24 protein-coding genes are annotated in these 23,190 nt (G+C 67.0%); 13 read left to right on the top strand and 11 right to left on the bottom strand.

Annotated features, from left to right (window positions below):
- Positions 1 to 24: 24 nt before the first annotated feature.
- Genes pspC through pspA form a run of 3 tightly spaced genes read right to left on the bottom strand, consistent with a single transcriptional unit; the run spans position 25 to position 1,406 of the window.
- On the bottom strand, positions 25 to 408 hold the full coding sequence (pspC, locus tag ST3T6A_RS0111145; RefSeq protein WP_019833005.1) for an envelope stress response membrane protein PspC: 384 nt from the start codon (positions 406 to 408) through the stop codon (positions 25 to 27).
- 31 nt (positions 409 to 439) lie between these two features.
- Positions 440 to 721, bottom strand: a complete 282-nt coding sequence (pspB, locus tag ST3T6A_RS0111150) for an envelope stress response membrane protein PspB (RefSeq protein WP_019833006.1) — start codon at positions 719 to 721, stop codon at positions 440 to 442.
- A gap of 4 nt (positions 722 to 725) precedes the next feature.
- Positions 726 to 1,406 carry a phage shock protein PspA gene (pspA, locus tag ST3T6A_RS0111155; RefSeq protein WP_019833007.1) on the bottom strand — a complete coding sequence of 227 codons (681 nt, stop codon included), beginning with the start codon at positions 1,404 to 1,406 and terminating at the stop codon, positions 726 to 728.
- A 360-nt stretch (positions 1,407 to 1,766) separates the two neighbouring features.
- Here pspA and pspF point away from each other — a divergent pair, with 360 nt between their 5' ends.
- Both pspF and ST3T6A_RS0111170 read left to right on the top strand, forming a co-directional pair.
- Positions 1,767 to 2,795: a phage shock protein operon transcriptional activator gene (pspF, locus tag ST3T6A_RS0111165; protein ID WP_026359631.1), complete on the top strand. Its 1,029-nt coding sequence runs from the start codon at positions 1,767 to 1,769 to the stop codon at positions 2,793 to 2,795.
- A 124-nt stretch (positions 2,796 to 2,919) separates the two neighbouring features.
- On the top strand, positions 2,920 to 3,546 hold the full coding sequence (locus ST3T6A_RS0111170) for a superoxide dismutase (protein ID WP_019833010.1): 627 nt from the start codon (positions 2,920 to 2,922) through the stop codon (positions 3,544 to 3,546).
- 82 nt (positions 3,547 to 3,628) lie between these two features.
- On the opposite strand, the gene ST3T6A_RS0111175 is transcribed toward ST3T6A_RS0111170, so the two are convergent.
- From ST3T6A_RS0111175 to dapF, 4 genes are all read right to left on the bottom strand, one after another.
- Positions 3,629 to 4,252, bottom strand: coding sequence for an inner membrane-spanning protein YciB (locus ST3T6A_RS0111175; RefSeq protein ID WP_019833011.1), 624 nt, complete (start codon positions 4,250 to 4,252; stop codon positions 3,629 to 3,631).
- A gap of 128 nt (positions 4,253 to 4,380) precedes the next feature.
- Positions 4,381 to 5,322 (bottom strand): signal recognition particle-docking protein FtsY, encoded by a 942-nt coding sequence (gene ftsY / locus ST3T6A_RS0111180; protein ID WP_019833012.1) that lies wholly within the window; start codon positions 5,320 to 5,322, stop codon positions 4,381 to 4,383.
- Positions 5,319 to 6,590 (bottom strand): tRNA (N(6)-L-threonylcarbamoyladenosine(37)-C(2))-methylthiotransferase MtaB, encoded by a 1,272-nt coding sequence (gene mtaB, locus ST3T6A_RS0111185; protein ID WP_019833013.1) that lies wholly within the window; start codon positions 6,588 to 6,590, stop codon positions 5,319 to 5,321. The genes ftsY and mtaB overlap by 4 nt, the downstream gene beginning before the upstream one ends.
- A complete protein-coding gene (gene dapF / locus ST3T6A_RS0111190; RefSeq protein WP_019833014.1) occupies positions 6,587 to 7,405 on the bottom strand; it encodes a diaminopimelate epimerase in 819 nt (272 codons plus the stop codon). The genes mtaB and dapF overlap by 4 nt, the downstream gene beginning before the upstream one ends.
- Between dapF and ST3T6A_RS0111195 the strand changes: the two genes are divergently transcribed.
- Positions 7,404 to 7,973, top strand: a complete 570-nt coding sequence (locus ST3T6A_RS0111195) for a DUF924 family protein (RefSeq protein WP_051103450.1) — start codon at positions 7,404 to 7,406, stop codon at positions 7,971 to 7,973. The two genes, dapF and ST3T6A_RS0111195, sit on opposite strands and share 2 nt — an antisense overlap.
- Here ST3T6A_RS0111195 and ST3T6A_RS0111200 read toward each other — a convergent pair.
- Positions 7,948 to 9,555 (bottom strand): putative bifunctional diguanylate cyclase/phosphodiesterase, encoded by a 1,608-nt coding sequence (locus ST3T6A_RS0111200; protein WP_235785781.1) that lies wholly within the window; start codon positions 9,553 to 9,555, stop codon positions 7,948 to 7,950. The two genes, ST3T6A_RS0111195 and ST3T6A_RS0111200, sit on opposite strands and share 26 nt — an antisense overlap.
- Positions 9,556 to 9,855: 300 nt before the next feature.
- On the opposite strand from ST3T6A_RS0111200, the gene ffh reads away from it, so the two are divergent.
- The 6 genes from ffh (at position 9,856) to rplS (ending at position 13,849) form a co-directional block, all read left to right on the top strand.
- Positions 9,856 to 11,349 (top strand): signal recognition particle protein, encoded by a 1,494-nt coding sequence (gene ffh, locus ST3T6A_RS0111205; RefSeq protein ID WP_019833017.1) that lies wholly within the window; start codon positions 9,856 to 9,858, stop codon positions 11,347 to 11,349.
- A 48-nt stretch (positions 11,350 to 11,397) separates the two neighbouring features.
- Positions 11,398 to 11,832, top strand: a complete 435-nt coding sequence (gene rpsP, locus ST3T6A_RS0111210) for a 30S ribosomal protein S16 (protein ID WP_019833018.1) — start codon at positions 11,398 to 11,400, stop codon at positions 11,830 to 11,832.
- Positions 11,833 to 11,935: 103 nt separating this feature from the next.
- Entirely contained in the window at positions 11,936 to 12,415 is a 480-nt protein-coding gene (gene rimM, locus ST3T6A_RS0111215) for a ribosome maturation factor RimM (protein WP_019833019.1), read from the top strand.
- Positions 12,415 to 12,729 carry a hypothetical protein gene (locus ST3T6A_RS0111220; RefSeq protein ID WP_019833020.1) on the top strand — a complete coding sequence of 105 codons (315 nt, stop codon included), beginning with the start codon at positions 12,415 to 12,417 and terminating at the stop codon, positions 12,727 to 12,729. Before rimM ends, ST3T6A_RS0111220 begins: the two co-directional genes overlap by 1 nt.
- Positions 12,726 to 13,472 carry a tRNA (guanosine(37)-N1)-methyltransferase TrmD gene (gene trmD / locus ST3T6A_RS0111225; RefSeq protein ID WP_026359633.1) on the top strand — a complete coding sequence of 249 codons (747 nt, stop codon included), beginning with the start codon at positions 12,726 to 12,728 and terminating at the stop codon, positions 13,470 to 13,472. Before ST3T6A_RS0111220 ends, trmD begins: the two co-directional genes overlap by 4 nt.
- The gene (gene rplS, locus ST3T6A_RS0111230) at positions 13,469 to 13,849 is read left to right on the top strand and encodes a 50S ribosomal protein L19 (protein WP_019833022.1); all 381 of its coding nucleotides are present in this window, start codon (positions 13,469 to 13,471) and stop codon (positions 13,847 to 13,849) included. Before trmD ends, rplS begins: the two co-directional genes overlap by 4 nt.
- An 80-nt stretch (positions 13,850 to 13,929) precedes the next feature.
- Here the strand turns inward: rplS and ST3T6A_RS0111235 are convergent, their stop codons facing one another.
- Positions 13,930 to 14,817, bottom strand: a complete 888-nt coding sequence (locus ST3T6A_RS0111235) for an MBL fold metallo-hydrolase (protein ID WP_019833023.1) — start codon at positions 14,815 to 14,817, stop codon at positions 13,930 to 13,932.
- Between the two features lie 139 nt (positions 14,818 to 14,956).
- Here ST3T6A_RS0111235 and ST3T6A_RS0111240 point away from each other — a divergent pair, with 139 nt between their 5' ends.
- On the top strand, positions 14,957 to 17,206 hold the full coding sequence (locus tag ST3T6A_RS0111240) for a S9 family peptidase (protein WP_019833024.1): 2,250 nt from the start codon (positions 14,957 to 14,959) through the stop codon (positions 17,204 to 17,206).
- 21 nt (positions 17,207 to 17,227) lie between these two features.
- Here the strand turns inward: ST3T6A_RS0111240 and ST3T6A_RS0111245 are convergent, their stop codons facing one another.
- Complete coding sequence (locus ST3T6A_RS0111245; RefSeq protein ID WP_019833025.1) at positions 17,228 to 17,959, bottom strand: DUF2189 domain-containing protein; 732 nt, start codon at positions 17,957 to 17,959, stop codon at positions 17,228 to 17,230.
- A gap of 260 nt (positions 17,960 to 18,219) precedes the next feature.
- On the opposite strand from ST3T6A_RS0111245, the gene ST3T6A_RS0111250 reads away from it, so the two are divergent.
- Positions 18,220 to 19,248 carry an aspartate-semialdehyde dehydrogenase gene (locus tag ST3T6A_RS0111250; protein ID WP_019833026.1) on the top strand — a complete coding sequence of 343 codons (1,029 nt, stop codon included), beginning with the start codon at positions 18,220 to 18,222 and terminating at the stop codon, positions 19,246 to 19,248.
- 4 nt (positions 19,249 to 19,252) lie between these two features.
- Entirely contained in the window at positions 19,253 to 19,687 is a 435-nt protein-coding gene (locus tag ST3T6A_RS0111255; protein WP_019833027.1) for a GFA family protein, read from the top strand.
- On the opposite strand, the gene ST3T6A_RS0111260 is transcribed toward ST3T6A_RS0111255, so the two are convergent.
- Positions 19,684 to 20,940, bottom strand: a complete 1,257-nt coding sequence (locus ST3T6A_RS0111260; protein ID WP_019833028.1) for an amidohydrolase family protein — start codon at positions 20,938 to 20,940, stop codon at positions 19,684 to 19,686. The genes ST3T6A_RS0111255 and ST3T6A_RS0111260 overlap by 4 nt on opposite strands.
- A 52-nt stretch (positions 20,941 to 20,992) precedes the next feature.
- Between ST3T6A_RS0111260 and ST3T6A_RS0111265 the strand changes: the two genes are divergently transcribed.
- Positions 20,993 to 23,182 (top strand): penicillin acylase family protein, encoded by a 2,190-nt coding sequence (locus ST3T6A_RS0111265; RefSeq protein WP_019833029.1) that lies wholly within the window; start codon positions 20,993 to 20,995, stop codon positions 23,180 to 23,182.
- Positions 23,183 to 23,190: the final 8 nt, after the last annotated feature.

Raw genomic sequence — 23,190 nt, forward strand, 5'->3', positions numbered from 1 at the left:
GATTTCCCCTCCTCCCCGAGGCGTTCAGCGCAGGCTGTCGATCTCGTCGGCGAGCCGGCGATTGTGGCTGGTGTAGTAGACCTCGAGGTCCGACAGGCGGCGATCGATGTCGCGGAAGCGGCTGCGAACGTCGCGGACCGAGTTGCCCGGCTTGGCGCGCACGCCCTGCCAGAAGCGCTGGTCCTCGCGGCTCATGTCCTCGAACTCGACCGGCTTGTCGCTCGCGAGCCAAGCGGTGATCCAGTAGGCCAGCAGCGTCCAGGGGAAGCCGCCGATGAAGGTGAGGATCACCAGCCCGACACGCACCAGCGTGACGTCGAGCCCGGTATAGTCGGCGATGCCGGAGCAGACGCCGAGCCACTTGGCATTCCGCTTGTCGAGATAGAATTTCGTGTGACGGGCGGACATGGGTTTACCCTTTCGGATCAAGGATTTCGGCTCAGGCGCGGCCCTGCCAGTCGTCGCTGTCGCGCAAGGGGCGCTCGACGCGCTCGCCGGCTGTGGGGCGCCAGTTGGGATTGTCGGCAGCGACGATCCGCTCGATGGTGGCGAGCCGCTCGTCGAGCCGGCGGGCCAGATCGTGCAGGCCGTCGAGCAGGTTCTCGTCCTCGATCGAGAGGCCGCGGGCCCGCTTCCACTGGGTGACGTAGTGGAAGATGATCCACGGCAGCCCGATGAAGAGCATGCCCACGATCACGATCGGGAGGAAGACGTCCTCCATGGCCTCAACCCTCCTGGCTGGTGGTCCGGCCGAGGCGGGCCTTCAGGGCCTCCAGCTCGGCGTCGACCTTCTCGGATGAACGGAGATCGGCGATCTCCTCCTCGAGCGACTTGGGCGCGGTGCCCATGCCGGCGGCCTCGGCGCGTCCTTCCGCGAAGTCCACGCGGCGCTCCAGCGTCTCGAAGCGGCTGAACGCCTCGTCGACCTTGGGGCCGTTGGTCATCTCGCGCAGGCGGGCGCGGTTCTGCGCGCTCTCCAGACGGGCGACGATCGAGTTCTGGCGGGCACGCGCCTCGCGCAGCTTGTTCTGGAGCTTGGTGATGTCCGCTTCGGACGCCTGAAGCGCCTCGTCGAGCGCAGAGATCTCCTCGCGCAGCCGGTCGGCCATGTCGCCGGCCTTCTGCTTCTCGAGCAGGGCGGCCTTGGCGAGATCCTCGCGGCCCTTGGAGAGCGCCAGCTCCGCCTTCTCGGTCCAGCTCTCCTGGAGCTTGTCGAGCTTGGCGATGTGGCGGCGCATTTCCTTCTGGTCGGCGATGGTGCGGGCCGCCGAGGCGCGAACCTCGATCAGCGTCTCTTCCATCTCCATGATGATCATGCGGATCATCTTCGCCGGATCCTCCGCCCGATCGAGCAGATCGGTGACGTTGGCGGCGATGATGTCCCTCGTGCGGGAGAAGATGCCCATAGAAATCGCTCCTCGTGGAAAGTGTGTAAGGCCGGACGGGAAAGGGGACCCCCGCCCGGCCGGATCGGTCAGGCAGCAGCCGGACCGACCGCGGCGGCCAGACAGACGATGCTGGCGGCGGCCGTCGCGAAAAGAGAGACGAGCGCGGTGGCGATCCGGCTGCCCATGATAACGTCGAAGTGGACCATGATGCTTCTCCAACCTGATCTCGTGAACCGCGCTCGGCGGTGACGTGAAGATCAATGCAGGAGGTGTGCCAATTCCAAAAACCTCCATTTTCGGGCGCTTCTGGTGTATCGCTAAAATAATACGCCGCGCAGGGCTTGCCAAAGGTTGGTGAATTGCACCAACTTCGTGGCCATGGATCGCGACGTGAAATTCATCGGCGAATCGACCGCCTTTCTCGATGCGGTCGAACGCGCCAGTCGGGCCGCCGGGCTCAACCGTCCCGTGTTGGTGATCGGCGAGCGCGGCACCGGCAAGGAACTGATCGCCGAGCGCCTTCACCACCTGTCGCCGCGCTGGTCCGGCCCGCTGGTGACGCTCAATTGCGCAGCCCTGCCCGAGACGCTGATCGAGGCGGAGCTGTTCGGCCATGAAGCCGGTGCCTTCACCGGTGCAACCAAGGCCCGCGCGGGCCGCTTCGAGGAGGCGGACGGCGGCACGCTCTTCCTCGACGAGCTGGCGACGCTGTCGTCCGGCGCGCAGGAGAGGCTGCTGCGCGCGGTGGAATATGGCGAGGTCACGCGGATCGGCTCCTCGCGTCCTGTGCGGGTGGACGTCCGCATCGTCGCGGCCACCAACGAGCATCTGCCCTCGCTGGTCGATGCAGGGCGATTCCGCGCCGATCTGCTCGATCGTCTCTCCTTCGAGGTCGTGACCTTGCCGCCGTTGCGTCATCGCGACGGGGATGTGCCGGTGCTGGTCGACTATTTCGGGCAGCGCATGGCGTTCGAGCTGGGCTGGACCGACTGGAAGGGATTTTCCCCCAAGGCGCTGGCGACGCTGGTCGGGCATGACTGGCCCGGCAATGTCCGCGAGCTGCGCAACGTGATCGAGCGCGCCGTCTATCGCTGGGACGAGCCCGGCAGGCCGGTCGACGCGATCGAGTTCGATCCCTTCGCTTCGCCCTGGCGTCCGCAAGGACAGGCGGCGCGGCCGGCCATGACGGCGGAGCCACGCCCCGCGCAGACGGTGGCCGTGATCGAGGAGCCCGAGGTCAACGATTTCCGCGCCGCTTGCGATGCCTATGAGAAGAAATTGCTGGAGGCCGCGCTCAAGCGCTGCCGCTTCAACCAGCGAACCACGGCGGCGGCGCTCGCGCTCACCTACGACCAGCTTCGCCACGCTTTGAGGCGTCACAATCTGCTGGATCGCACCGGCGCCTGAACGGCGACTCGTCCGTTTCGCGTCCGTTCCATGAGAATGCTTCGCAACAGGCGTTTTCGCTGCACTTTTGGCGGGCGGAGGCGTTAGGGGAGCCAAGCTGGATTCCCAACCAAGGAGACGCCTGATGGCCTTCATCCTCCCCCCGCTTCCGTTCGAGAAGACTGCGCTCGACCCGATCATGTCGGCCGAGACCTTCGATTATCACCACGGCAAGCATCACAACGCTTATGTGCAGAAGGTCAATGGCTGGGAGGCCGAAAAGGGCCTCGCGGGCAAGACGCTCGTCGAAGTGACCAAGCTCGCCAAGGACAAGGGCGACAAGGGCCTGTTCAACAACGCGGCCCAGATCTGGAACCACAGCTTCTTCTGGCAGTGCCTCGCGCCGGCCGGCTCGACCAAGCCTTCGGAGAAGCTCGCCAAGCTGATCGACGATTTCGGCGGCCAGGACGCGCTCATCGCCAAGCTCAAGGAAGAGGCCGTCGGCCACTTCGCGAGCGGCTGGGCGTGGCTGGTGCTGGACGGCGGCGCGCTTAAGGTGACGTCGCTGCACGACGCCGACACGCCGGTGGTCTATGACGGCATGAAGCCGCTCCTGACCCTCGATGTGTGGGAGCACGCCTATTACATCGATTATCGCAACGCCCGCCCGGACTTCGCCGAGAAGGTGCTGAAGAACGTCGTGAACTGGGACTTCGTGTCGCAGAACCTCGACGGCGAGGGCGTCAGCCGCGCCGATCAGCAGCCGGCGTAAACCGGTCCGCGATGCGGCCCTCTCGTCAGGAGAGGGCCGGACAGGAGCCTGTGCGAGCCTTGGCGGTTCGCGCGGGCTTCTTTCATTCCTCGGGCGGGCAGTCGGCGATGGCGGCCATGGCGCTTTCGCCGAGGCCATGCTTCATCAGCATCGGGATGTTGGCGAGCGCGAAGAGCATGGTGGCCGGGATCGCCCCCCACAGCTTGTAGCCCACCCACACGCCGGTGCTGAAATTGCGCCAGACGATCTCGTTGGCGACGGCCATCAGGACGAAGAACAGCGCCCAGTTCCGCGACAGGATCACCCAGCCGCGCTCGTTCAATCCGGGATAGGCATTGCCCAGCGCGAGGCGAAGCGTCGGCTTGCCGGTGAAGAGGCCGAAGAAGAGGATGCCCGACACCATCAGATAATAGAGGGTGGGCTTGATCTTGATGATCCAGTCCTTGTGCAGCCAGATGGTGAGGCCGCCGAGGATCAGCACCATGGCGCTCGAGAACCATTGCATCGGGGAGATGCGGCCAAAGCGCATCAGCGAGATGAGCATCGCCGCCCCCGTCGCCGCCATGAAGATGCCGGTCGACGCATAGATATTCTTCGCCGTCAGCGAGTAGGCGATGAAATAGACGACCAGCGGCCCCAGATCGAGCGCGAGGCGCAGCATCGGTCCGGCTTCCGGCTTCGCGGCGGCGGCAGTGGTGGTGGTCAACTCGATCCTCTCGTCTCTCGCCCGTGCCAGTCGGGCCATTCCATCACTATAGCGGAAATCGCCCTGACGGTTGATGAACGCTTCGGCGGGATGGATGTCCCCAGCGATGGCGCGCGGGGAAATGTGGCTTAGTCCACCCGATCCTTGGAGCGGGCGATGAGGCTGGCGACCTCGTCGGGATCGAAGGGGCGGAAATCGTCCAGCGTCTCGCCCACGCCGATGGCGTGGATCGGGAGGCCGAACTTCTCCGCCGCCGCGACGAGGACGCCGCCCTTGGCGGTCCCGTCGAGCTTGGTCATGACGAGACCGGTGACGCCGGCTTCCTTGCCGAACACCTCGATCTGGTTGAGCGCGTTCTGGCCGGTGGTGGCGTCGAGCACCAGCACGACGTCATGGGGGGCTGCAGGGTTCAGGCGGCCGAGAACGCGGCGGATCTTGGACAGCTCGTCCATCAGACCCGCCTTGTTCTGGAGGCGGCCGGCGGTGTCGACGATCAGCACGTCGGTGCCGATCGCGGTGCCCTGCTTCACGCCTTCCCAGACGAGGCTGGCCGCATCGCCACCCTCTGCGCCGGTGATGATCGGCACGCCGATGCGCTCCGCCCACACCTTGAGCTGGCCGATCGCGGCCGCGCGGAACGTGTCGCCGGCGACGAGCATCACCTGATAGTCCTGCTCCTGGAGCAGGTGGGCGAGCTTGGCGATGGTGGTGGTCTTGCCCGAGCCGTTGACGCCGATGACGAGGATCACCTGCGGGCGCGGGAACGCCTCGATCTCCAGCGGCTTGGCAACGGGGCGGAGGATCTTGGCGACCTCCTCGGCGACGATGCCGCGCAGGGCCGTCTCGTCGAGCCCCTTCTCGTAGCGTTCGTCCTCGAGACGGGCGCGGACGCGGGCCGCCGTCGTTGGCCCGAGGTCGGAGGCGATCAGGGCCTCCTCGATCTCGTCGAGCGTCTCGCGGTCCAGCTTCTCCTTGGTGAAGAGGCTCTGGAGATTGTCGCCCAGCCGTTCGGAGGTGCGGCGGAAGCCGGCGACCAGCTTCTCGTGCCATGCGCTAGGGGTGTCGCTCACAGGGTCTCTCCGACCAGCATTCCGTCCTCGATATGGGTCATGTGCAGGGTGACAACGTCGCCGATGACGACGCCGTTGGTGGGCGTGCCGCGCCGGGCCGCGCCGGAGGCGAGGCGGGCGGGGGCGTAGTTTCCGGCATGGCCGCGGCCGCTCAGGCCCTCGACCAGCACCGATTGCGTGGTGCCGATGAGCGTCTCCAGCCAGCGCGTGCGGCGGGCGTCAGCGGCCTCGCGGAGCGTCTTCGCGCGGGCGCGGATGGTGGCGGTGTCGAGCTGCGGCATCTTGGCGGCCGGTGTGCCCGCGCGGGGCGAGAAGGGAAAGATGTGCCCCATCACGATGTCGCAATCGTCGAGCAGCTTCAGCGTGTTGCCGGCCATTTCTTCCGTTTCGGTGGGGAAGCCGGCGATGAGGTCCGCGCCGATCGCTATGTTGGGGCGGGCGGCCTTGAGGCGCTCGACCATCGCGACCGACTGGGCGCGGCTGTGGCGGCGCTTCATGCGCTTGAGGATGAGGTCGTCGCCCGACTGGAGCGAGAGGTGGAGATGCGGCTGGATGCGCGTCTCCTGCGTCACCAGCTCGAACAGGCGCTCGTCGATCTCGACGGAGTCGAGCGAGGAGAGGCGGAGGCGCCTGAGGCCCGGCACGAGCTTCAGAACGCGCTCGACCAGCATCCCCAGCGACTGATCGCCGGGCAGGTCCGGCCCATAGCTGGTGGTGTCGACGCCGGTGAGGACGACTTCGTTATAGCCCTCGTCGACCAGCGCCCTGATCCGATCGACCACCGCGCCGGCAGGGACGGAACGGCTCGGGCCGCGGCCGAAAGGGATGATACAGAAGGTGCAGCGATGGTCGCAGCCATTCTGTACCTCGACGAAGGCGCGCGCACGGTTGCGCTCGCCGAGGTCGGCGATCGGGGCGGCCTCGCGTACGCCCATGATGTCGGAGACGTGGAGCTTCGTGGACGAGGGCGTGAGGAAGGTCGCGGCCTCGCGCTTCTCGCGGTTGCCGATCACGGCCGTCACCTCGGGCATCGCGGCGAAGGCATCGGGCTCGACCTGCGCCGCGCAGCCGGTGACGAGGATGCGCGCGTCGGGGCGACGGCGGCGGGCGCGGCGGATTTCCTGCCGGGCCTGCTTCACCGCCTCGGCCGTCACCGCGCAGCTGTTGATGATGACGAGATCGTCCTGACCGGCCGCGAGCTGGCGCATGGCCTCGCTCTCGGTCGCGTTGAGCCGGCAGCCCAGCGTCAGGATTTCCGGGCCGTTCACGGGGCGAAGGCCTCCAGATCGAGTTCGCCCGTGAAGACATGGGTGGCGGGGCCGGTCATGCGGAAGGTGCCGCCGGGCTGCCAGTCGATCACGAGCTCGCCGCCCGGCAGCGCGACGGTGACGCCGCTGTCCACCCGGCCCGACTTGATCGCCGCAACCGCCGTTGCGCAGGCGCCCGTGCCGCAGGCGAGCGTCAGGCCCGCGCCGCGCTCCCAGACACGCAGGCGGATGCGGCTGCGGCTCTCGATGGTGGCGACGTTGACGTTGATGCGCTCGGGGAAGACCGGGTCATGCTCGACGACCGGGCCGCTGGTAGCGAGGTCGAGCGCGTCGGTGTCGGGGACGAAGAAGATGACGTGCGGGTTGCCGACGCTCAGCGCCATCGGCGGGGCGATCGGCTCCAGCCCGTCCCACGCCAGCGGCAGCGCGCCGGTGTCCATCGGATAGGCGAGCGGCACGGCGTTCCAGTCGAAACGGGGCGCGCCCATATCAACGCTGGCGCCGCCGGCGGTGAGTTCGCTGACGAGGATGCCGCCCAGCGTCTCGATGGTCGGCTGACCGCCGAGCAGGCTCGCCACGCAGCGCGTCGCATTGCCGCAGGCCTCCACTTCGCTGCCGTCATTGTTGAAGATCCGCATCCGGGCGGTCGCGGCATCGGAGGGTTCGATGACGATCAGCTGGTCGCAGCCGACACCGGTATGCCGATCCGCGATCGCACGCGCCCGCGTCGGCGTCATGGCGAGAGCCTGCTCGCGCGCGTCGAACACGACGAAGTCGTTGCCGAGGCCATGCATCTTGTGGAAACGGTGCCGCATGACGCGCGATCTAGGAAGTCCGGCTCCTCAAGTCCACGCCCAAGCGCAGGATGTGCTGCGCTTCTGGTTCGAGGAGACGCCTGACCGCCTCTGGTATGTGGAGGATCATGGGCTCGACGCCATCTGCGCCAGCCGCTTCGGCCCGCTCCGCGACGCGGTGCTGGAGGGGCGGGCGGAGGGCTGGCGCGACGAGCCGGAAACGATGCTCGCCGCGACCATCCTGCTCGACCAGTTCTCGCGCAACATCTTCCGGGGCGAGGCCCGCGCCTTCGAGGCCGATCCGCTGGCGCTGGAGCTGGCCAAGGAGGCGGTCGCCAGGGGATGGCCCGACCGGTTCGACGAGCGCCACCGGCAATTCCTGCTGATGCCCTTCATGCACGCCGAGGACGGGGCGATGCAGCGGCGCTCGATCGAACTGTTCACCGGCACCGAGAACGAGATTTACGCGATCCGCCACGCCGAGCAGATCGAGCGCTTCGGCCGTTTCCCTCAGCGCAACGTCGCATTGGGCCGCGAGACGACGGCGGAAGAAGAACGCTTCCTCAGCCAGTCCGGCGCGCGCTTCTGATCTCATCGACAGGCGCGGCCGATCCCCGCGCGCTCGGCAGCAGGCCGCGCTCGGCGAGCATCCGGCGGGTGGCCGTCACGGTCATCGGCTTGCCGAAATGCCAGCCCTGACCCTTGTGGCAGCCCATGTCGCGCAGCCGGTCGCGGATGTCGCCATCCTCGATGCCCTCCGCCGTGATCGGCAGGTTGAGGCTCTCGCCGAGCTTCGAGATGGCGTTGACGATCGCGGCGGACTCCGGGTCCTTGTTGATCGAGGTGACGAAGCTGCGATCGATCTTGATCCGGTCGAAAGGCAGCGCGCGCAGGTGCGCGAGCGAGGAATAGCCCGTCCCGAAATCGTCGAGCGCGAGGCGAATGCCCTGGTTCTTCAGGCTGCCGACGATCGACTGGGCGAGCGGCAGGTTCTGGAACAGTGAGCTTTCGGTGATCTCGATCTCCAGCCGATTGGCGGGGAAGCCCGTCTCGACCAGTAGCTTCACGATCTTCTGCGCCAGCCACGGGTCGCGGAGCTGTGCCGGCGAGATGTTGACCGAGAGCGAGAGGGTGGGCGCCCAATCCCGCGCCTCGACGAAAGCGCGCCGCATGACGGCGATCGAAAGCTCGCTGATGAGGCCGCATTCCTCGGCGACGGGAATGAAATTGTCCGGCGCGATCACGCCGCGCGTCGGATGCTCCCAGCGCGCCAGCACCTCGAAGCCGAGGAGCGCATTGGTCTCCAGATCGACCTGCGGTTCGTAATAGGGGACGAACTGGCCGATCGGGATGCCTTCGCGCAGGCCGGCCTCGATCAGGTTGCGGGAGATCAGCTCGCGCTCCATCGAGGTGTCGAACCACGCATGGCGGCCGCGGCCCGAGCCCTTGGCGGCCTGCATCGCGATATTGGCGCGGCGGAGCAGCGCCTCGACCGTCTGGCAATCCTCGTCGGAGCGGGCAATGCCGATCGACGCGCCGATATGCGCCGTGACGCCGCGCGCGATCAGCGGCTGGGCGAGCGCGCTCACGATATAGTCGGCGATCGAGTCGATGGCGCCCGCATGGCGTGGGTCGAAGGGCAGGAGGGCGGCGAACTCGTCGCCGTCGAGCCGTCCGGCCACGGCGGAGGCGGGGAGCGCGCGGCGGATGATGTCCGTCGCGGCGCGCAGCACCGTGTCGCCGGCAAGGTGGCCATGGACTTCGTTCACGGCCTTGAAATGGTCGAGGTCGATGATGAGCAGTGCGATGGCCTTGCCCTGCCGGCGTGCCTGCGTGATCAGGGCTTCGCCGTCCGATGCCATGGCACGGCGGTTGAGGAAGCCGGTCAGCTCGTCGATGCGCGCCAGCGTCATGGCGCGGGCGGCCGCGAGGTCGTGCTGGGTGGTGGCGGCGGCGAGGTCGCGATAGCGGCGCCAGCCGAACAGGATCAGCGCGAGATTGAGCAGCAGGCCCGACAGCAGCAGCCGATCGCCGGCCGCCAATTGAGCGTTGCTGCCATGGCCCAGCAGCCGCTCGGCGAACCCGATGAAGCGCCAGCCGCTCAGGGCCAGCACTACCAGCGCTGCAATCAGAACGCCGCCCACCACCAGATCGCGGCGCGCGCGCGTCATGGCCCCGTCGGCGCTGTGCAATTCGCCCTGTTGATCCGACATTGAGGCCACTTTCCTTTTCCGGCAGCCCGTCATGCGACCAAAGGGTATAGAAGCGGTAAAGGCGGACGGCGTTTTGCCGGGCATCGACTTGCCTTTGCGGCGCGGCTCGTCTATCGGGCCCGGCATCGTTCCGTGGCGAACGTGATGGCTCCAAGCACGCAGTCAGAAGGCTGAGTGCACGCCGGCCGGCGAGTTTCGCCCGCCGGCGCTTTGTGCGTTGGGGCTGTCGCGAGTCGTCCGGCAAAGGAGTTTGGGCGCATGTTCGAGAGTTTGAGCGAAAGGCTGGGCGGCGTTTTCGACCGGCTGCGCGGCCGTGGTGCGCTCAACGAAGCCGACGTGCGCGCGGCGATGCGCGAAGTCCGCATCGCGCTGCTCGAAGCCGACGTGGCGCTGCCGGTGGTGCGCGAGTTCGTCGACAAGGTGACCGAACAGGCCGTCGGCCAGTCGGTGCTGAAGTCGATCACGCCCGGCCAGCAGGTCGTCAAGATCGTCAACGATGCGCTGGTCGAGATGCTGGGCTCGGAAGCGTCCGACCTCCAGCTCGACGTGACCCCGCCGGCGGTCATCATGATGGTCGGCCTCCAGGGCTCGGGCAAAACCACCAGCACGGCCAAGATCGCCCGCCGCCTGAAGCAGAAGGGCGCGAAGAAGGTCATGATGGCCTCGCTGGACGTCAATCGTCCGGCCGCGCAGGAGCAGCTCGCCGTGCTCGGCACGCAGGCGGAGGTCGCGACGCTGCCGATCGTCGCCGGCCAGCAGCCGGTCGAGATCGCCCGCCGCGCGCTCAACGCCGCGAAGCTCCAGGGCTTCGACGTGCTGATGCTCGACACGGCGGGCCGTCTCCACGTCGATCAGGCGCTGATGGACGAGATGAAGGCCGTCGCCGAAGTCTCGACGCCGGATGAAATCCTCCTCGTCGTCGACTCGCTGACGGGTCAGGACGCGGTCAACGTCGCGAAATCCTTCTCCGAGCAGGTGCCGCTGACGGGCGTGGTGCTGACCCGCATGGACGGCGATGCGCGCGGCGGTGCCGCGCTCTCGATGCGCGCCGTCACGGGCAAGCCAATCAAGTTCGTCGGCACGGGCGAGAAGCTCGACGGCCTCGAACTCTTCCAGCCGGGTCGTGTGGCCGGCCGCATCCTCGGCATGGGCGACGTCGTGTCGCTCGTCGAGCGCGCCGCCGAGACGATCAAGCAGGAAGAGGCCGAGAAGCTCGCCGAGCGCATATCGAAGGGTCAGTTCGACCTCAACGACCTGCGCAGCCAGCTTGGTCAGATGCGCCGCATGGGTGGCCTCGGCGCGCTCGCCTCGATGCTGCCGGGCGTCGCCAAGGTGAAGAACGCCATGGCGGCGGGCAATGTCGACGACAAGATCCTGATCCACATGGACGCGATCATCGGCTCGATGACGCCCAAGGAGCGGGCCAAGCCGGAGCTGATCAACGCCAAGCGCAAGATCCGCATCGCGAAGGGCTCGGGCCGCACGGTGCAGGAGGTCAACAAGATCCTGAAAATGCATCAGGAAATGGCGACCGCCATGAAGAAGATCAAGAAAATGGGCGGCCTCAAGGGCCTTGCCGGGCTGTTCGGAAAGGGTGGCGGCGGCATGGGTGGCTTGGGCGGCCTTGGTGGTGCCGGCGGCGGAATGCCGCCCGGTGCCGGCGGGGCCGGTGGCCTCGGAGGGCTTCCGGGACTTCCTGGAGGAGCGCAGGGGCTTCCCCCCGGCTTCCAGAATTTCCTGAAGAAGAAGTGAGTTCGTCACCCTCAAGGGTGGCTTCGATTTGATAGAAGGAAGATTAAAATGGCTGTTTCGATCCGTCTTTCGCGCGGTGGCTCCAAGAAGCGTCCGTATTACCGCATCGTCGTCGCCAACTCGACCGCGCCGCGCGACGGCGCCTTCATCGAGAAGATCGGCACCTACAACCCGATGCTCGCGAAGGACGACGAGAAGCGCGTGATCCTCGACGGCGAGCGCGCCAAGCACTGGCTCTCGGTGGGCGCGCAGCCGACCGACCGCGTTGCCCGCTTCCTGGATGCCGCCGGCATCCGTGAGCGCGCGGCGCGCAACAACCCGAAGAAGGCCGAGCCGGGCGAGAAGGCCAAGGAGCGCGTCGAGGAGCGCGCCGCCAAGGCCGCCGCTGCTGCCGAGGCCGCTGCTGAGGCCGCTGCCGCTCCGGCCCCGGCCGAGACCCCGGCTGAGGAGGCTCCGGCCGCCGAGGAAACCACCGAGGCGTAATGCTTCGGCGCCCGCCGTCTCTCACAGGAGGCGGCGGGCTCCTTTCCCGTTTGCGGGAAAGAGAACAGGGCCCCGACAGGATCAGCCCGAACGGAGGTTTGTGTTGGTCGAAGATCGGCCCGTCGTCCTCGCCGCCATCATCGGCGCGCATGGCGTCACCGGAGAGGTGCGCCTCAAGCTCTTCACCGACGATCTGAAGCGCTATCCGACGCTCAGTGCCGGCGCGAGCAGCTACACGCTCAAATCCATCCGCCCCGGCCCCAACGGTGCCGTGGCCCGCTTCGCCGAAGTAAGCGATCGCAACGCCGCCGAGGCGCTGCGGGGCACGCAGCTCACGGTGCCGCGCTCCTCGCTGCCGCCGCTCGCCGAGGGCGAATATTATCATGCCGACCTGCTCGGGCAGGATGCCGTTTCCACCGATGGGACACCGCTTGGCCGCATCGTCGCCGTCGAGAATTTCGGCGCGGGCGACCTGATCGAGATCGAGCGCGAGAATGGCCGCCGCTTCCTCGTGCCGGTGAGTGCCGGCGTGGAAGAGCTGGGTCCGCCGATCCGCGTCCATGTCGAGTTCGTCGAGGCGTGATGAACCCCGCAGCCGCCTTCTTCTTCGTGGTGCTGGCGTTGCAGGCGGTGTTCGTCGCGGCGCTGGTGTTGCTCGTCGGCCGGCGGTTCCCGGCGCGGCTCAAGCTCTATCGCTTGGTGGCACCCGCCGCGCTGCCGATCCTGCTATGGGGCATGGCGAGCCTCGCCTATCTCCAGTCGCGCCGTGAGATGGGCCTGCCGCAGGACATGATCTCCTATGAGCCGGTGGTGCGCTTCTTCCTCGGCTACGGCATCCTGTGGCTGATCGGCGTGCTGTGGGCGACCATGCTCATCCGCTGGACGCGCCGCCGATGAGCTTTCAGGCGTCGATCCTCACCCTCTATCCGGAGATGTTTCCGGGGCCGCTGGGCGTCAGCCTCGCTGGCCGCGCGCTCGCCGAGGGGAAGTGGGCGCTGGAGGCGTTGCAGATCCGCGACTTCGCGACCGACAAGCATCGCTCGGTGGACGATACGCCCGCGGGCGGCGGTGCCGGCATGGTGATGCGCGCCGACGTGCTAGCCTCCGCGCTCGATGCCACCATCGCCCGCCATCCGGGGGTGCCGGTGCTGGCGATGACGCCGCGCGGCGCGCCGCTGACGCAGGCCCGTGTCCGCCAGCTCGCCGAGGGGCCGGGGGCGATCATCCTCTGCGGCCGCTTCGAGGGGATCGACCAGCGGCTGTTCGACGCGCGCGAGATCGAGGAGGTCTCGATCGGCGATTATATCCTCTCGGGCGGTGAAATGGCCGCGCTGACGCTGCTGGACGCTTGCGTTCGGCTGCTCCCCGGCGTAATGGGCGCCGCTTCGAGCGGAGATGAAGAGAGCTTTGAAACGGGGCTTCTCGAATATCCGCATTATACCCGACCCGCTGAGTGGGAAGGGCGCACGATCCCTGAAGTGCTGCGATCGGGGGATCATGCGAGGATCAAGGCCTGGCGTCATGCCGAGGCCGAGACCATCACACGGCTAAGGCGGCCGGACCTTTGGGAGCGCCACGGTGGCGTTCCGGTCCAGTCGCCCTCTGGCGCGCGGCGAAAAGACGAGGACGACAAGTCATGAACCTCATCCAGCAGCTCGAGGCGGAAGCCATCGCGCAGTTCAATGAGACGAAGAAGATCCCCGAATTCCGTCCGGGCGACACGCTGCGCGTCGGCGTGAAGGTTGTCGAAGGCGACCGTTCGCGCGTCCAGGCGTTCGAGGGCGTCTGCATCGCCCGCTCCAACAAGGGCATGGGCAGCAGCTTCACCGTCCGCAAGATCTCGTTCGGCGAGGGTGTCGAGCGCGTCTTCCCGCTTTACTCGCCCAACGTCGATTCGATCGAGGTTGTGCGCCGCGGCGTCGTGCGTCGCGCGAAGCTCTATTATCTGCGCGGCCGCACCGGCAAGTCGGCCCGTATCGCCGAGCGCAAGGACACCCGCGAGAAGGCGCAGGCCTAAGCCTCGCGCGTCCATCGCGACGTTTCCGGGAGGGCGTCGGCGGCTTGAGGCTGCCGGCGCCCTTTCCTTATGCGGCGGCGTCAGGGAAGCGCCGGCGCCCAGCGATAGCCGTCGCCACTCTTCTCCACGAAGCCGACGCCCGGATAGGGGAAATGCGGCGCGAAGATGCGCTCATGGCTGGCGGCGAGCTTGGCGAGCAGAGCCTTGCGGGCGGTGCGGCCCTGTGCGGAGTCCCCGTCATACTCGATCGTCCAGTCGGGTTTGGCGAGCGAGATGATCGAGCTATGCGCGCTATCGCCGATGTCGAGCAGGTGGGCGCTGCCCGAGCGGATCTCATAGCCGCTGTGCCCCGGCGTATGCCCCGGAAGCGGCACGGAAGTGATGCCGGGAACCACTTCGGTGCCGGGCTTGAAGGGCTGCACCTTCGCGCGGATCGTTTCGACCAGCCCCTTGCTGCCCTTGGCTTGCATGTAGCTCCATTCGGCTGCCGACATGCGGATGGTCGCCTTGGGGAAAGCAAGCGCACCGTCGCTGGTCGCGAGCCCGCCGACATGATCGCCATGGCTGTGGGTGATGAGGATGTCGGTCACCTCCTCGGGCCTGACATGCGCGGCGGCGAGGCTTGCCATCAGCGATCCGCCCACCTTCGGGCCGAGGCCGGTGTCGAGCAGCACGACATGACCCGGCATCCGTACCAGCAGCGCGTCCACTGAGAGGCTGATCTTGTCGGTCGGCGCGTGCGCCTGCTGGAGCACCTTCGAGACCTCCGGCGTAGGCACGCCGACGCCGAAGACGCTGCCGTCATTAGGCACGACATTGTTCATGTCGCGCAGCGTGAAGAGCTGGAGCGTGCCGAGCCTGAAGCCGGTCGCGCCCGCGGGCGTGGGAGCGGGGACTGCGAGCAGAGGCTGGCTGGCGAGGAGGGCGAAGGCGAGGGGCGCAAGGGTGCGGCGAATTCGGAACGACACAGCACATCCCTTTCATAGGAACCGTTGGCTTTGACAGGATGCTAGCCCCGGACGAGGAACGGGGAAAGCTGGCCGCAAGCATAGTGATTTTCCGCCGAGCGGTGCTTGCCCGGCGATGAAGGCTGGCTACACAGTGCATATGCGTCTGCCTTTTCTCGCGAGCGTATCGCTCCTCGCCACCACCGCCGCCTTTGCCGCTCCGCTTCCCTCGGTTCCGCAGAAGCCGCTGACCATCGACCGCATCTTCGCGAGCCCCTCGCTGTCCGGCCCGACGCCGCGCGGCGTGAAGCTGTCGCCCGACGGCAAGCTCGCGACGCTGCTCAAGCCCCGCGCCGACGAGCGCGAGCGCTATGACCTCTGGGCGGTCGATACGAAGACCGGCGCCGAGCGGATGCTGGTCGACAGCAAGAAGATCGGCACCGGCGCCGAACTCTCCGAAGCCGAGAAGATGCGCCGCGAGCGCGCCCGCGTCGGCGGCACCAAGGGCATCGTCGATTATGCCTGGGCGCCGGACGGCAAGAGCATCCTCGTGCCGATCGACGGCGACCTCTATCTGGCGAAGCTCGATGGCAGCGTCCGCCGCCTGACCGACACGCCTCAGTCGGAGATCGACGCCCATGTCTCGGCGGGCGGTGGCTATGTCAGCTTCGTGCGCGACCAGAACCTGTTCGCGATCGACCTCAAGACCGGCACCGAAAAGGCACTGACGAAGGAGGGTGGGGGCACCGTCACCTGCGGCACCGCCGAGTTCGTCGCGCAGGAAGAGATGGATCGCGACACCGGCACCTGGTGGTCGCCGGGCGACGCGCATGTCGCGGTCGAATGCTATGACGAAGCGCCGGTGAAGACCGTCACCCGCGCCGCCATCGGCGCCGACGGCACCAAGACCTTCGACCAGCGCTATCCCGCTGCCGGCACGCCCAACGTGATCGCCTCGCTGTCGGTGATGTCGGCCGATGGCTCGCATCGGGTGAAGGTCGATCTCGGCTCCGATCCCGACACCTACATCGCCCGCGTCGACTGGTCGGCGGCCGGCAAGACGCTCTACGTCCAGCGCGAGAGCCGCGACCAGAAGACGCTCGACATGCTCGCGGTCGATCCGGCGACGGGTGCCGCGAAGGTGCTGTTCGCCGAGACGTCGAAGACGTGGATCAAGCTCACCGACGATTTCCGTCCGCTCAAGGATGGCAGTCTGATCTGGGGCTCGCAGCGTTCGGGCTTCATGCATCTCTATCGTTTCGCGAACGGCCAGTGGACCCGGCTCACCAAGGGCGACTGGATGGTCGAGACCAACGGCCAGTCCAGCCACACCGGCCTGATCGGGGTCGACGAGGCGCACCACCGCCTGTTCTTCGCCGCCAACAAGGACAGCGTGCTCGAGAGCCAGATCTACACGATCGACTATCTCAACCCCGGCGAGCCGAAGCGCTTGACCGAGAGCGGCTACTGGAACGACGCGGTGATGGATCAGGCGGGCACGCACATGCTCGTCTCGCGCTCCTCGCCCAGCCAGCCGCCGCAGGTCTATCTCGCGGACGCGACCGGCAAGCGCCTGTCGTGGATCGAGGAGAACAGGCTCGACGCGAAGCACCCCTACGCGCCTTATCTCGCGGCGCATCGGCCGGTCGAGTATGGCACGCTCAAGGCCGAGGACGGCAGCACGCTCTATTACGAGATGATCACGCCGAAGCTGGAGGCGGGCAAGCGCTACCCGGTGTTCTTCGAGCATTACGGCGGCCCCGGCGCGCAGCAGGTGAAGCGCTCGTGGATGAGCCCGATGGCGCAATATTGGGTGTCGAAGGGCTGGATCTATTTCCAGATCGACAATCGTGGTTCGGCCAATCGCGGCACGGCGTTCGAGGACCAGATCTATCACGCGATGGGTACGGTCGAGGTCGCGGATCAGGCGACGGGCGCGCGCTGGCTCCAGAGCCAGAACTTCGTGGACCCGAAGAAGATCGCGATCTTCGGCTGGTCCTATGGCGGCTACATGACGCTCAAGATGCTGGAGAAGACGCCGACCGGTCTCTACGCGGCGGGCGTCTCGGGCGCGCCGGTGACGAAGTGGGAGATGTACGACACCCACTATACCGAGCGCTATCTCGGCAACCCGGCGACCGATCCGAAGACCTATGACTCCTCCGACGCGGTGGCCGATGCGCCGTCGATCAGGACGCCGATGCTGCTGATGCACGGCCTCTCGGACGACAATGTCGTGTTCGAGAACTCGGCCGCGCTCATCAACCGGCTGCAGGAGACGGACACGCCCTTCGACATGATGCTCTATGTCGGCCAGACGCATCATATCGCGGGCGAGGGCCGTCAGGCGCACGTCCAGAAGACGATCGAGACGTTCCTCGACGAAAAGGTGCTGGGCAAAGCCGATTGAGTGTGCGCCGCTGCCTCCCGTTCAGCGGATCGGGATGGGAGGCAGCGCGCCGCGATCGACGACCCGCGTGTAGAGGTGCCACGTCGCATAGCCGAGCCACGGGATCACCACCGCCAGCCCGATGAAGGCCGGGATCGACCCCGCCACCAGCAGCGCCGCGACGATCAGGCCCCAGCGCGCCGCCATCCCCGGATTGGCCATCACCGCGCGGAACGAGGTGGAGATCGCCGTCGCGCCGTCGACCGGGCGATCGACCAGCATCGGGATCGAGGTCCACGTCAATCCCAAGGCCACCAGCGCATAGGCGAAGCCGACGAGATTGCCGATGATCATCATCTGCCACCCGGCCGCTGTCCCGAAGAGCTGATGCAGGAACTGCCCGACCGACTTCGGCGGCACGGTGCCGAGGAACGCATCATGGATCGCGCCGCCGACCCACACCCACGATCCGAACAGCATGATCATCAGCACCGCCACGCCGATCAGCGATCCGAAAGACGGGCTGTGGCGGATGTCGAAGAAATGCTGCCAGCTTGAATCCAGCCCGGCCTCTCGCCTGCGCGCCAGCTCGTAGAAGCCGACTGCCACCAGCGGCCCGACCAGCGAGAGCCCCGCCGCCATCGGGAAGAACAGCACCAGCGGCACGCCGCCCAGCGAGGCGAAGGCGACCGAAAGGCTGAACAGCGGGTAGATGATCGCGATCACCACGATGTCGCCGCGCTTCTCGCGGAAGTCGGCCCAGCCTTCCTTCAATGCGAAACGAATATCTTCGGAGGATATCCGCCGGATCGGTATCGCCGGGGCGGATGCTGGGGGCTGAGCCGATACTGCCACCATGACTACTCTCCTCAGATGTTCTATCATCTCTCCATCGGTCGGGGACGGCATCGCCGTCGGCGATCGTGTACGGCATCTTTGCCGCGCTCAAGTTTTACCATAGCGAGCGGCGCTGGACAAAATATGTCTCGGCGCTATGCCGCCCACGCAATTTCTTAACGTAACGGAGTCGCAAGATGGGTTATCGGGTTGTCGTCGCGGGAGCCACGGGCAATGTCGGGCGTGAGATGCTCGCCATTCTCGCCGAGCGCGAATTCCCGATTGCCGAGATTGCAGTGCTGGCCTCCTCGCGCTCGACCGGCGATCAGGTGGAGTTCGGTGAGACAGGCAAAATGCTCACGATCAAAAACATAGAGCATTTCGACTGGACCGGCTGGGACATCGCGCTGTTCGCGATCGGCTCCGAGGCGACGAAGAAATACGCCCCCATCGCGGCGGCGGCCGGCTGCACGGTGATCGACAACTCGTCGCTCTACCGCATGGACCCGGACGTGCCGCTGATCGTGCCCGAGGTGAACCCCGAGGCGATCGACGGCTACACCCGCAAGAACATCATCGCGAACCCCAACTGCTCGACCGCGCAGATGGTCGTCGCGCTGAAGCCGCTGCACGATGCCGCCAAGATCAAGCGCGTCGTCGTCTCGACCTACCAGTCGGTATCCGGCGCGGGCAAGGCGGGCATGGACGAGCTGTTCGAGCAGAGCCGCAACATCTTCGTCGGCGACGCGGCCGAGCCCAAGAAGTTCACCAAGCAGATCGCCTTCAACGTGATCCCGCACATAGACAGCTTCCTCGATGACGGCTTCACCAAGGAAGAGTGGAAGATGGTCGTCGAGACCAAGAAGATCCTCGATCCCAAGGTGAAGGTGGTCGCCACCTGCGTGCGTGTGCCGGTGTTCGTCGGCCACTCGGAGGCGATCAACATCGAGTTCGAGAACGAGATTTCGGCGAAGGAAGCGCAGGACATCCTGCGCGAGGCGCCGGGCGTGATGCTGATCGATAAGCGCGAGGATGGCGGCTACACCACGCCGGTCGAGTGCGTGGGCGAGTTTGCCACCTTCGTTAGCCGCGTTCGCGAAGACCCGACCGTCGAGAACGGCCTCGTGATCTGGTGCGTGTCCGACAATCTCCGCAAGGGCGCCGCGCTCAACGCCGTGCAGATCGCGGAGCTGCTCGGCCGCCGCCACCTCAAGAAGGCGGCCTGATCTCATGTCGATCGAGGGCGGGTGCCGCTGCGGAGCGGTGCGCTACACGCTCTCGATCGATCGCCTGCCGCCGACCTATGCCTGCCATTGTCTCGACTGCCAGACGTGGAGCGGCAGCGCGTTCAGCCAGCAGGCGCTGGTTCCCGAAGAGGCGGTGCATATGACCGGCCCGGTGGTGTTCTATGATCGCACCACCGGCGACCGCACCTCGCACCAGCGCATGTGCGGCATCTGCCACACGCGCCTCTACAACACGAACACGCGCCGCCCCGGCATCGCGGTGATCCGGGCGGGGACGCTGGACGACTCCCACCGGCTTGATGTCGTCGCCCATATCTGGACGAAGCGGAAGCAGCCGTGGCTGATCGTGCCGGACGGCGTGCCGGTCTGGCCCGAAAGCGCGCCGCTGGACGAGTTCGTCAAGGTGATGATGGGCTAGAGGCCCTTCACCACCACGCCACCCTTCATCACGAACTTTACGGCGCGCAGCACGGCGACGTCGCGCGTCGGATCGCCGTCCACGGCCACCAGATCGGCGAGCAGGCCGGGCTTCACGCTGCCGACCTTGCCGTCGATGTGGAAGATGCGCGCGTTCCCCGAGGTCGCGGCCATCAGGACCTGGGCGGCCGGCATTCCATCCGCCTGCATCAGCTCCATCTCGCGGACGTTGGTGCCGTGTGCGAACACGCCGACGTCGCCGCCGACGCAGATTGGCACGCCCGCCGCCATCGCCATGCGGAAGGAGCGGCGGTTCTGCTGCACGGCCTCGGGCGCGGGCTCCTGACCGTTCCAGCCGCGATAATGCGAGGTCGCGTCGGATGCCGCCAGCGTGGTGCAGAGCGCGATCCCCTTGTCGTGCATCGCCTTGAAGATGGCGGGCGTGCCGCCATAGCCATGCTCGATCGTGTCCACCCCCGCAGCGACCGCGCGGCGCATCCCCTCGGCGGTGGCGGCGTGGACGGCGACGATACGGCCGGCGTCGTGCGCGGTGGCGGTGGCCGCGGTCATCTCCGCCTCGGAGAGGGTGGGCTTACTGCCTTCGCCGCCCTGGTAATGATAATCGGCGTAGAGCTTCACGATGTCCGCGCCCGCGGCGATCTGGTCACGGACGGCGCGGACGATGTCATCGACGCCGCTCACCTCCTGCGCGCCCTGCGGGACATGGAGGCCGGGCTCGAAGCCCTTGGGGCCATAGGCGCCCTCCGCCACGATCGCCTTGGTCGCGACCAGCAGGCGCGGGCCGGGCACGATGCCTTGATCGATCGCCTGCTTCAGGCCCACATCGGCGAAGCCCGCGCCCTCGGTGCCGAGATCGCGCTCGCTGGTGAAGCCCGCCATCAGCGTGTCGCGCGCGTGGACGACGGCACGGGCGGTGCGCAGCGCCAGCGGCTCGTGCAGCACCTGATCGTCCCACGACCGCTCGTTATAGGGATGGAGGAAGAGGTGGCTGTGCCCCTCGATCAGGCCGGGGAGCAAAGTCTCGCCCGGCAGCTCGATCACCCGCGCGCCGGCAGGGACGGGGAGAGAAGGGCCGACCGCCGCGATCTTGTCGCTCTCGACCAGCACCTGCCAGCCGGGATGCGGCTTCGCCTCCACCCCGTCGAAGACCTGCGCGGGCTTGAGCAGGATCGTTTCGGCAGCGGCCGGTCCGGTCATGAGCAACGAGGCGGCGGCGACGGCGATCCATTTCATGGTCGGGAAGGCTCCTTGCGGGCAGGCCGGGCTGTCGGTAGCCCTTGGTCGCATGGATAGACCGACCCGCCTCGCCGCGAAAAGCTTTCTGCTCGCTACTCTTTTCCCCGCGACCCTCCACGCCGCGACGCCCGCCGAGCAGGCGCGCTGGAAGACGGAAGCCGCCGCCGTCACCATCGCCCGCGACGATTGGGGCATCGCGCATGTTGCGGGGCGCACCGATGCGGATGCAGTGTTCGGCATGATCTATGCGCAGGCGGAGGATGATTTCTCCCGGATCGAGGCGAACTATCTGACCGCGCTCGGCCGCACCGCCGAGGCCGAGGGGGAGAAGGCGATCTGGCAGGATCTCCGCCAGCGCCTCTATGTCGACCCGGCCGAACTCCAGCGGCAGTATCGCGAGAGCCCGGACTGGCTGCGCAAGCTGATGGATGCGTGGGCGGACGGGCTCAACTTCTATCTCGCGACCCATCCGGGCGTGCATCCCAAGGTGCTGACCCGCTTCGAACCGTGGATGGCGCTGAGCTTCTCGGAGGGGAGCATCGGCGGCGATATCGAGCGCATTCCGCTCTCCGGCGTCCAGAGCTTCTACGGCGCCACCCCGACGCCGCCGACGGCGGAAGAAACCGGCGCCCGCCCGCGCGAGCCCAAGGGCTCCAACGGCATCGCCATCGCGCCCAAGGATACGGTCAACGGCCATGCCCTGCTCCTCATCAATCCGCACACGAGCTTCTATTTCCGCTCCGAGCTTCAGATGACGAGCGGCGAGGGGCTCAATGCCTATGGCGCGGTCACCTGGGGGCAGTTCTTCATCTATCAGGGCTGGAACGAGAAGACGGGCTGGATGCACACCTCGTCCGGCGTCGACAATGTTGATGAGTTTGCAGAGACGATCGTGACGAAGGACGGCAAGCCCTTCTATCGCTACGGGCAGGAGCTGCGCCCGGTCCAGACCTCGCAGGTGCGGATCGCCTATCGCAAGCCGGACGGCTCGATGGGCGAGCGGAGCTTCACCCTCTACCGCACGCACCACGGTCCGATCGTCCGGAGCGAGGGCGGCAAGTGGATCGCCGAGGCGCTGATGTGGCGGCCGACCGCGGCGCTGGAGCAGAGCTTCCTGCGCACCAAGCAGAGCGATCTCGCCTCCTACATGAAGATCGCCGCGCTTCAGGCGAACAGCTCCAACGACACGCTCTTCGCCGACCAGAAGGGCGAGATCGCCTATCTCCACCCGCAGTTCGTGCCGATCCGTGCCGATCGCTTCGACTATACGCATCCCGTCGACGGTGCGGACCCGGCAACCGACTGGAAAGGGCTGCACAGCCTCGCCTCGCTGCCGCAGGCGGTGAACCCTTCGACCGGCTGGGCCTTCAATACCAACAATGAGCCATGGGGAGCCGCCGGGCCGGACAGCCCGAAGAAGGCGGACTTCCCGCGCTACATGGATCAGGTCGGCGAGAATGACCGCGGTCGCCACGCAACGCGGCTGCTGACCAGCCAGCATGGCTTCACCCATGACAGCCTGCGCATGGCGGCGTTCGACAGCTATCTGCCCGCCTTCGCGCGCCTCCTGCCGATGCTGGCAGAGGCCTATGATGCGCTGCCGGCGAACGACCCGCGTCGCGCGTCACTCGGTGGCCCGATCGCGCTGCTGCGCGGCTGGGACGATCGCTGGGCGATCGATTCCGAGGCCACCTCGCTCGCCGTCTTCTGGGGCGACACGCTGTGGACCGAGGTCGGCCCCTTCGCCAAGCAGGAGCGGATCAACGTCCCAGACTATATCGCTACCCGCGTCTCGCCCGAGGCGAAGCTGGCGGCGCTCCAGCAGGCGGTGGATCGGCTGACGCGCGACTTCGGCGGCTGGAAGGTGCCGTGGGGCCGGATCAACCGCTTCCAGCGGCTGGATGACAGCATCGTGCCCCATTTCGACGATGCGAAGCCGAGCATCCCCGTCGCCTTCACCTCGGCGCAATGGGGTTCGCTCGCGTCGTTCGGTGCGCGGCCTTATCCGAACACGAAGCGCTATTACGGCACGAGCGGCAACAGCTTCGTCGCGATCGTCGAGTTCGGGCCGCGCGTGGAAGGCTGGGCGGTGACGGCGGGCGGAGAGAGCGGCGATCCCGCCTCCCGCCACTTCGACGATCAGGCCGAGCGCTATGCGACCGGCAATCTGCGCCCCGTCTATTTCTGGCCGGACGAGCTTCAGGCTCATGTCGAGCGGCGCTACCAGCCCGGAGGCTGACGCGCCGC

The organism is Sphingomonas sp. PR090111-T3T-6A (genome assembly GCF_000383095.1).
GTDB lineage: Bacteria > Pseudomonadota > Alphaproteobacteria > Sphingomonadales > Sphingomonadaceae > Solisphingomonas.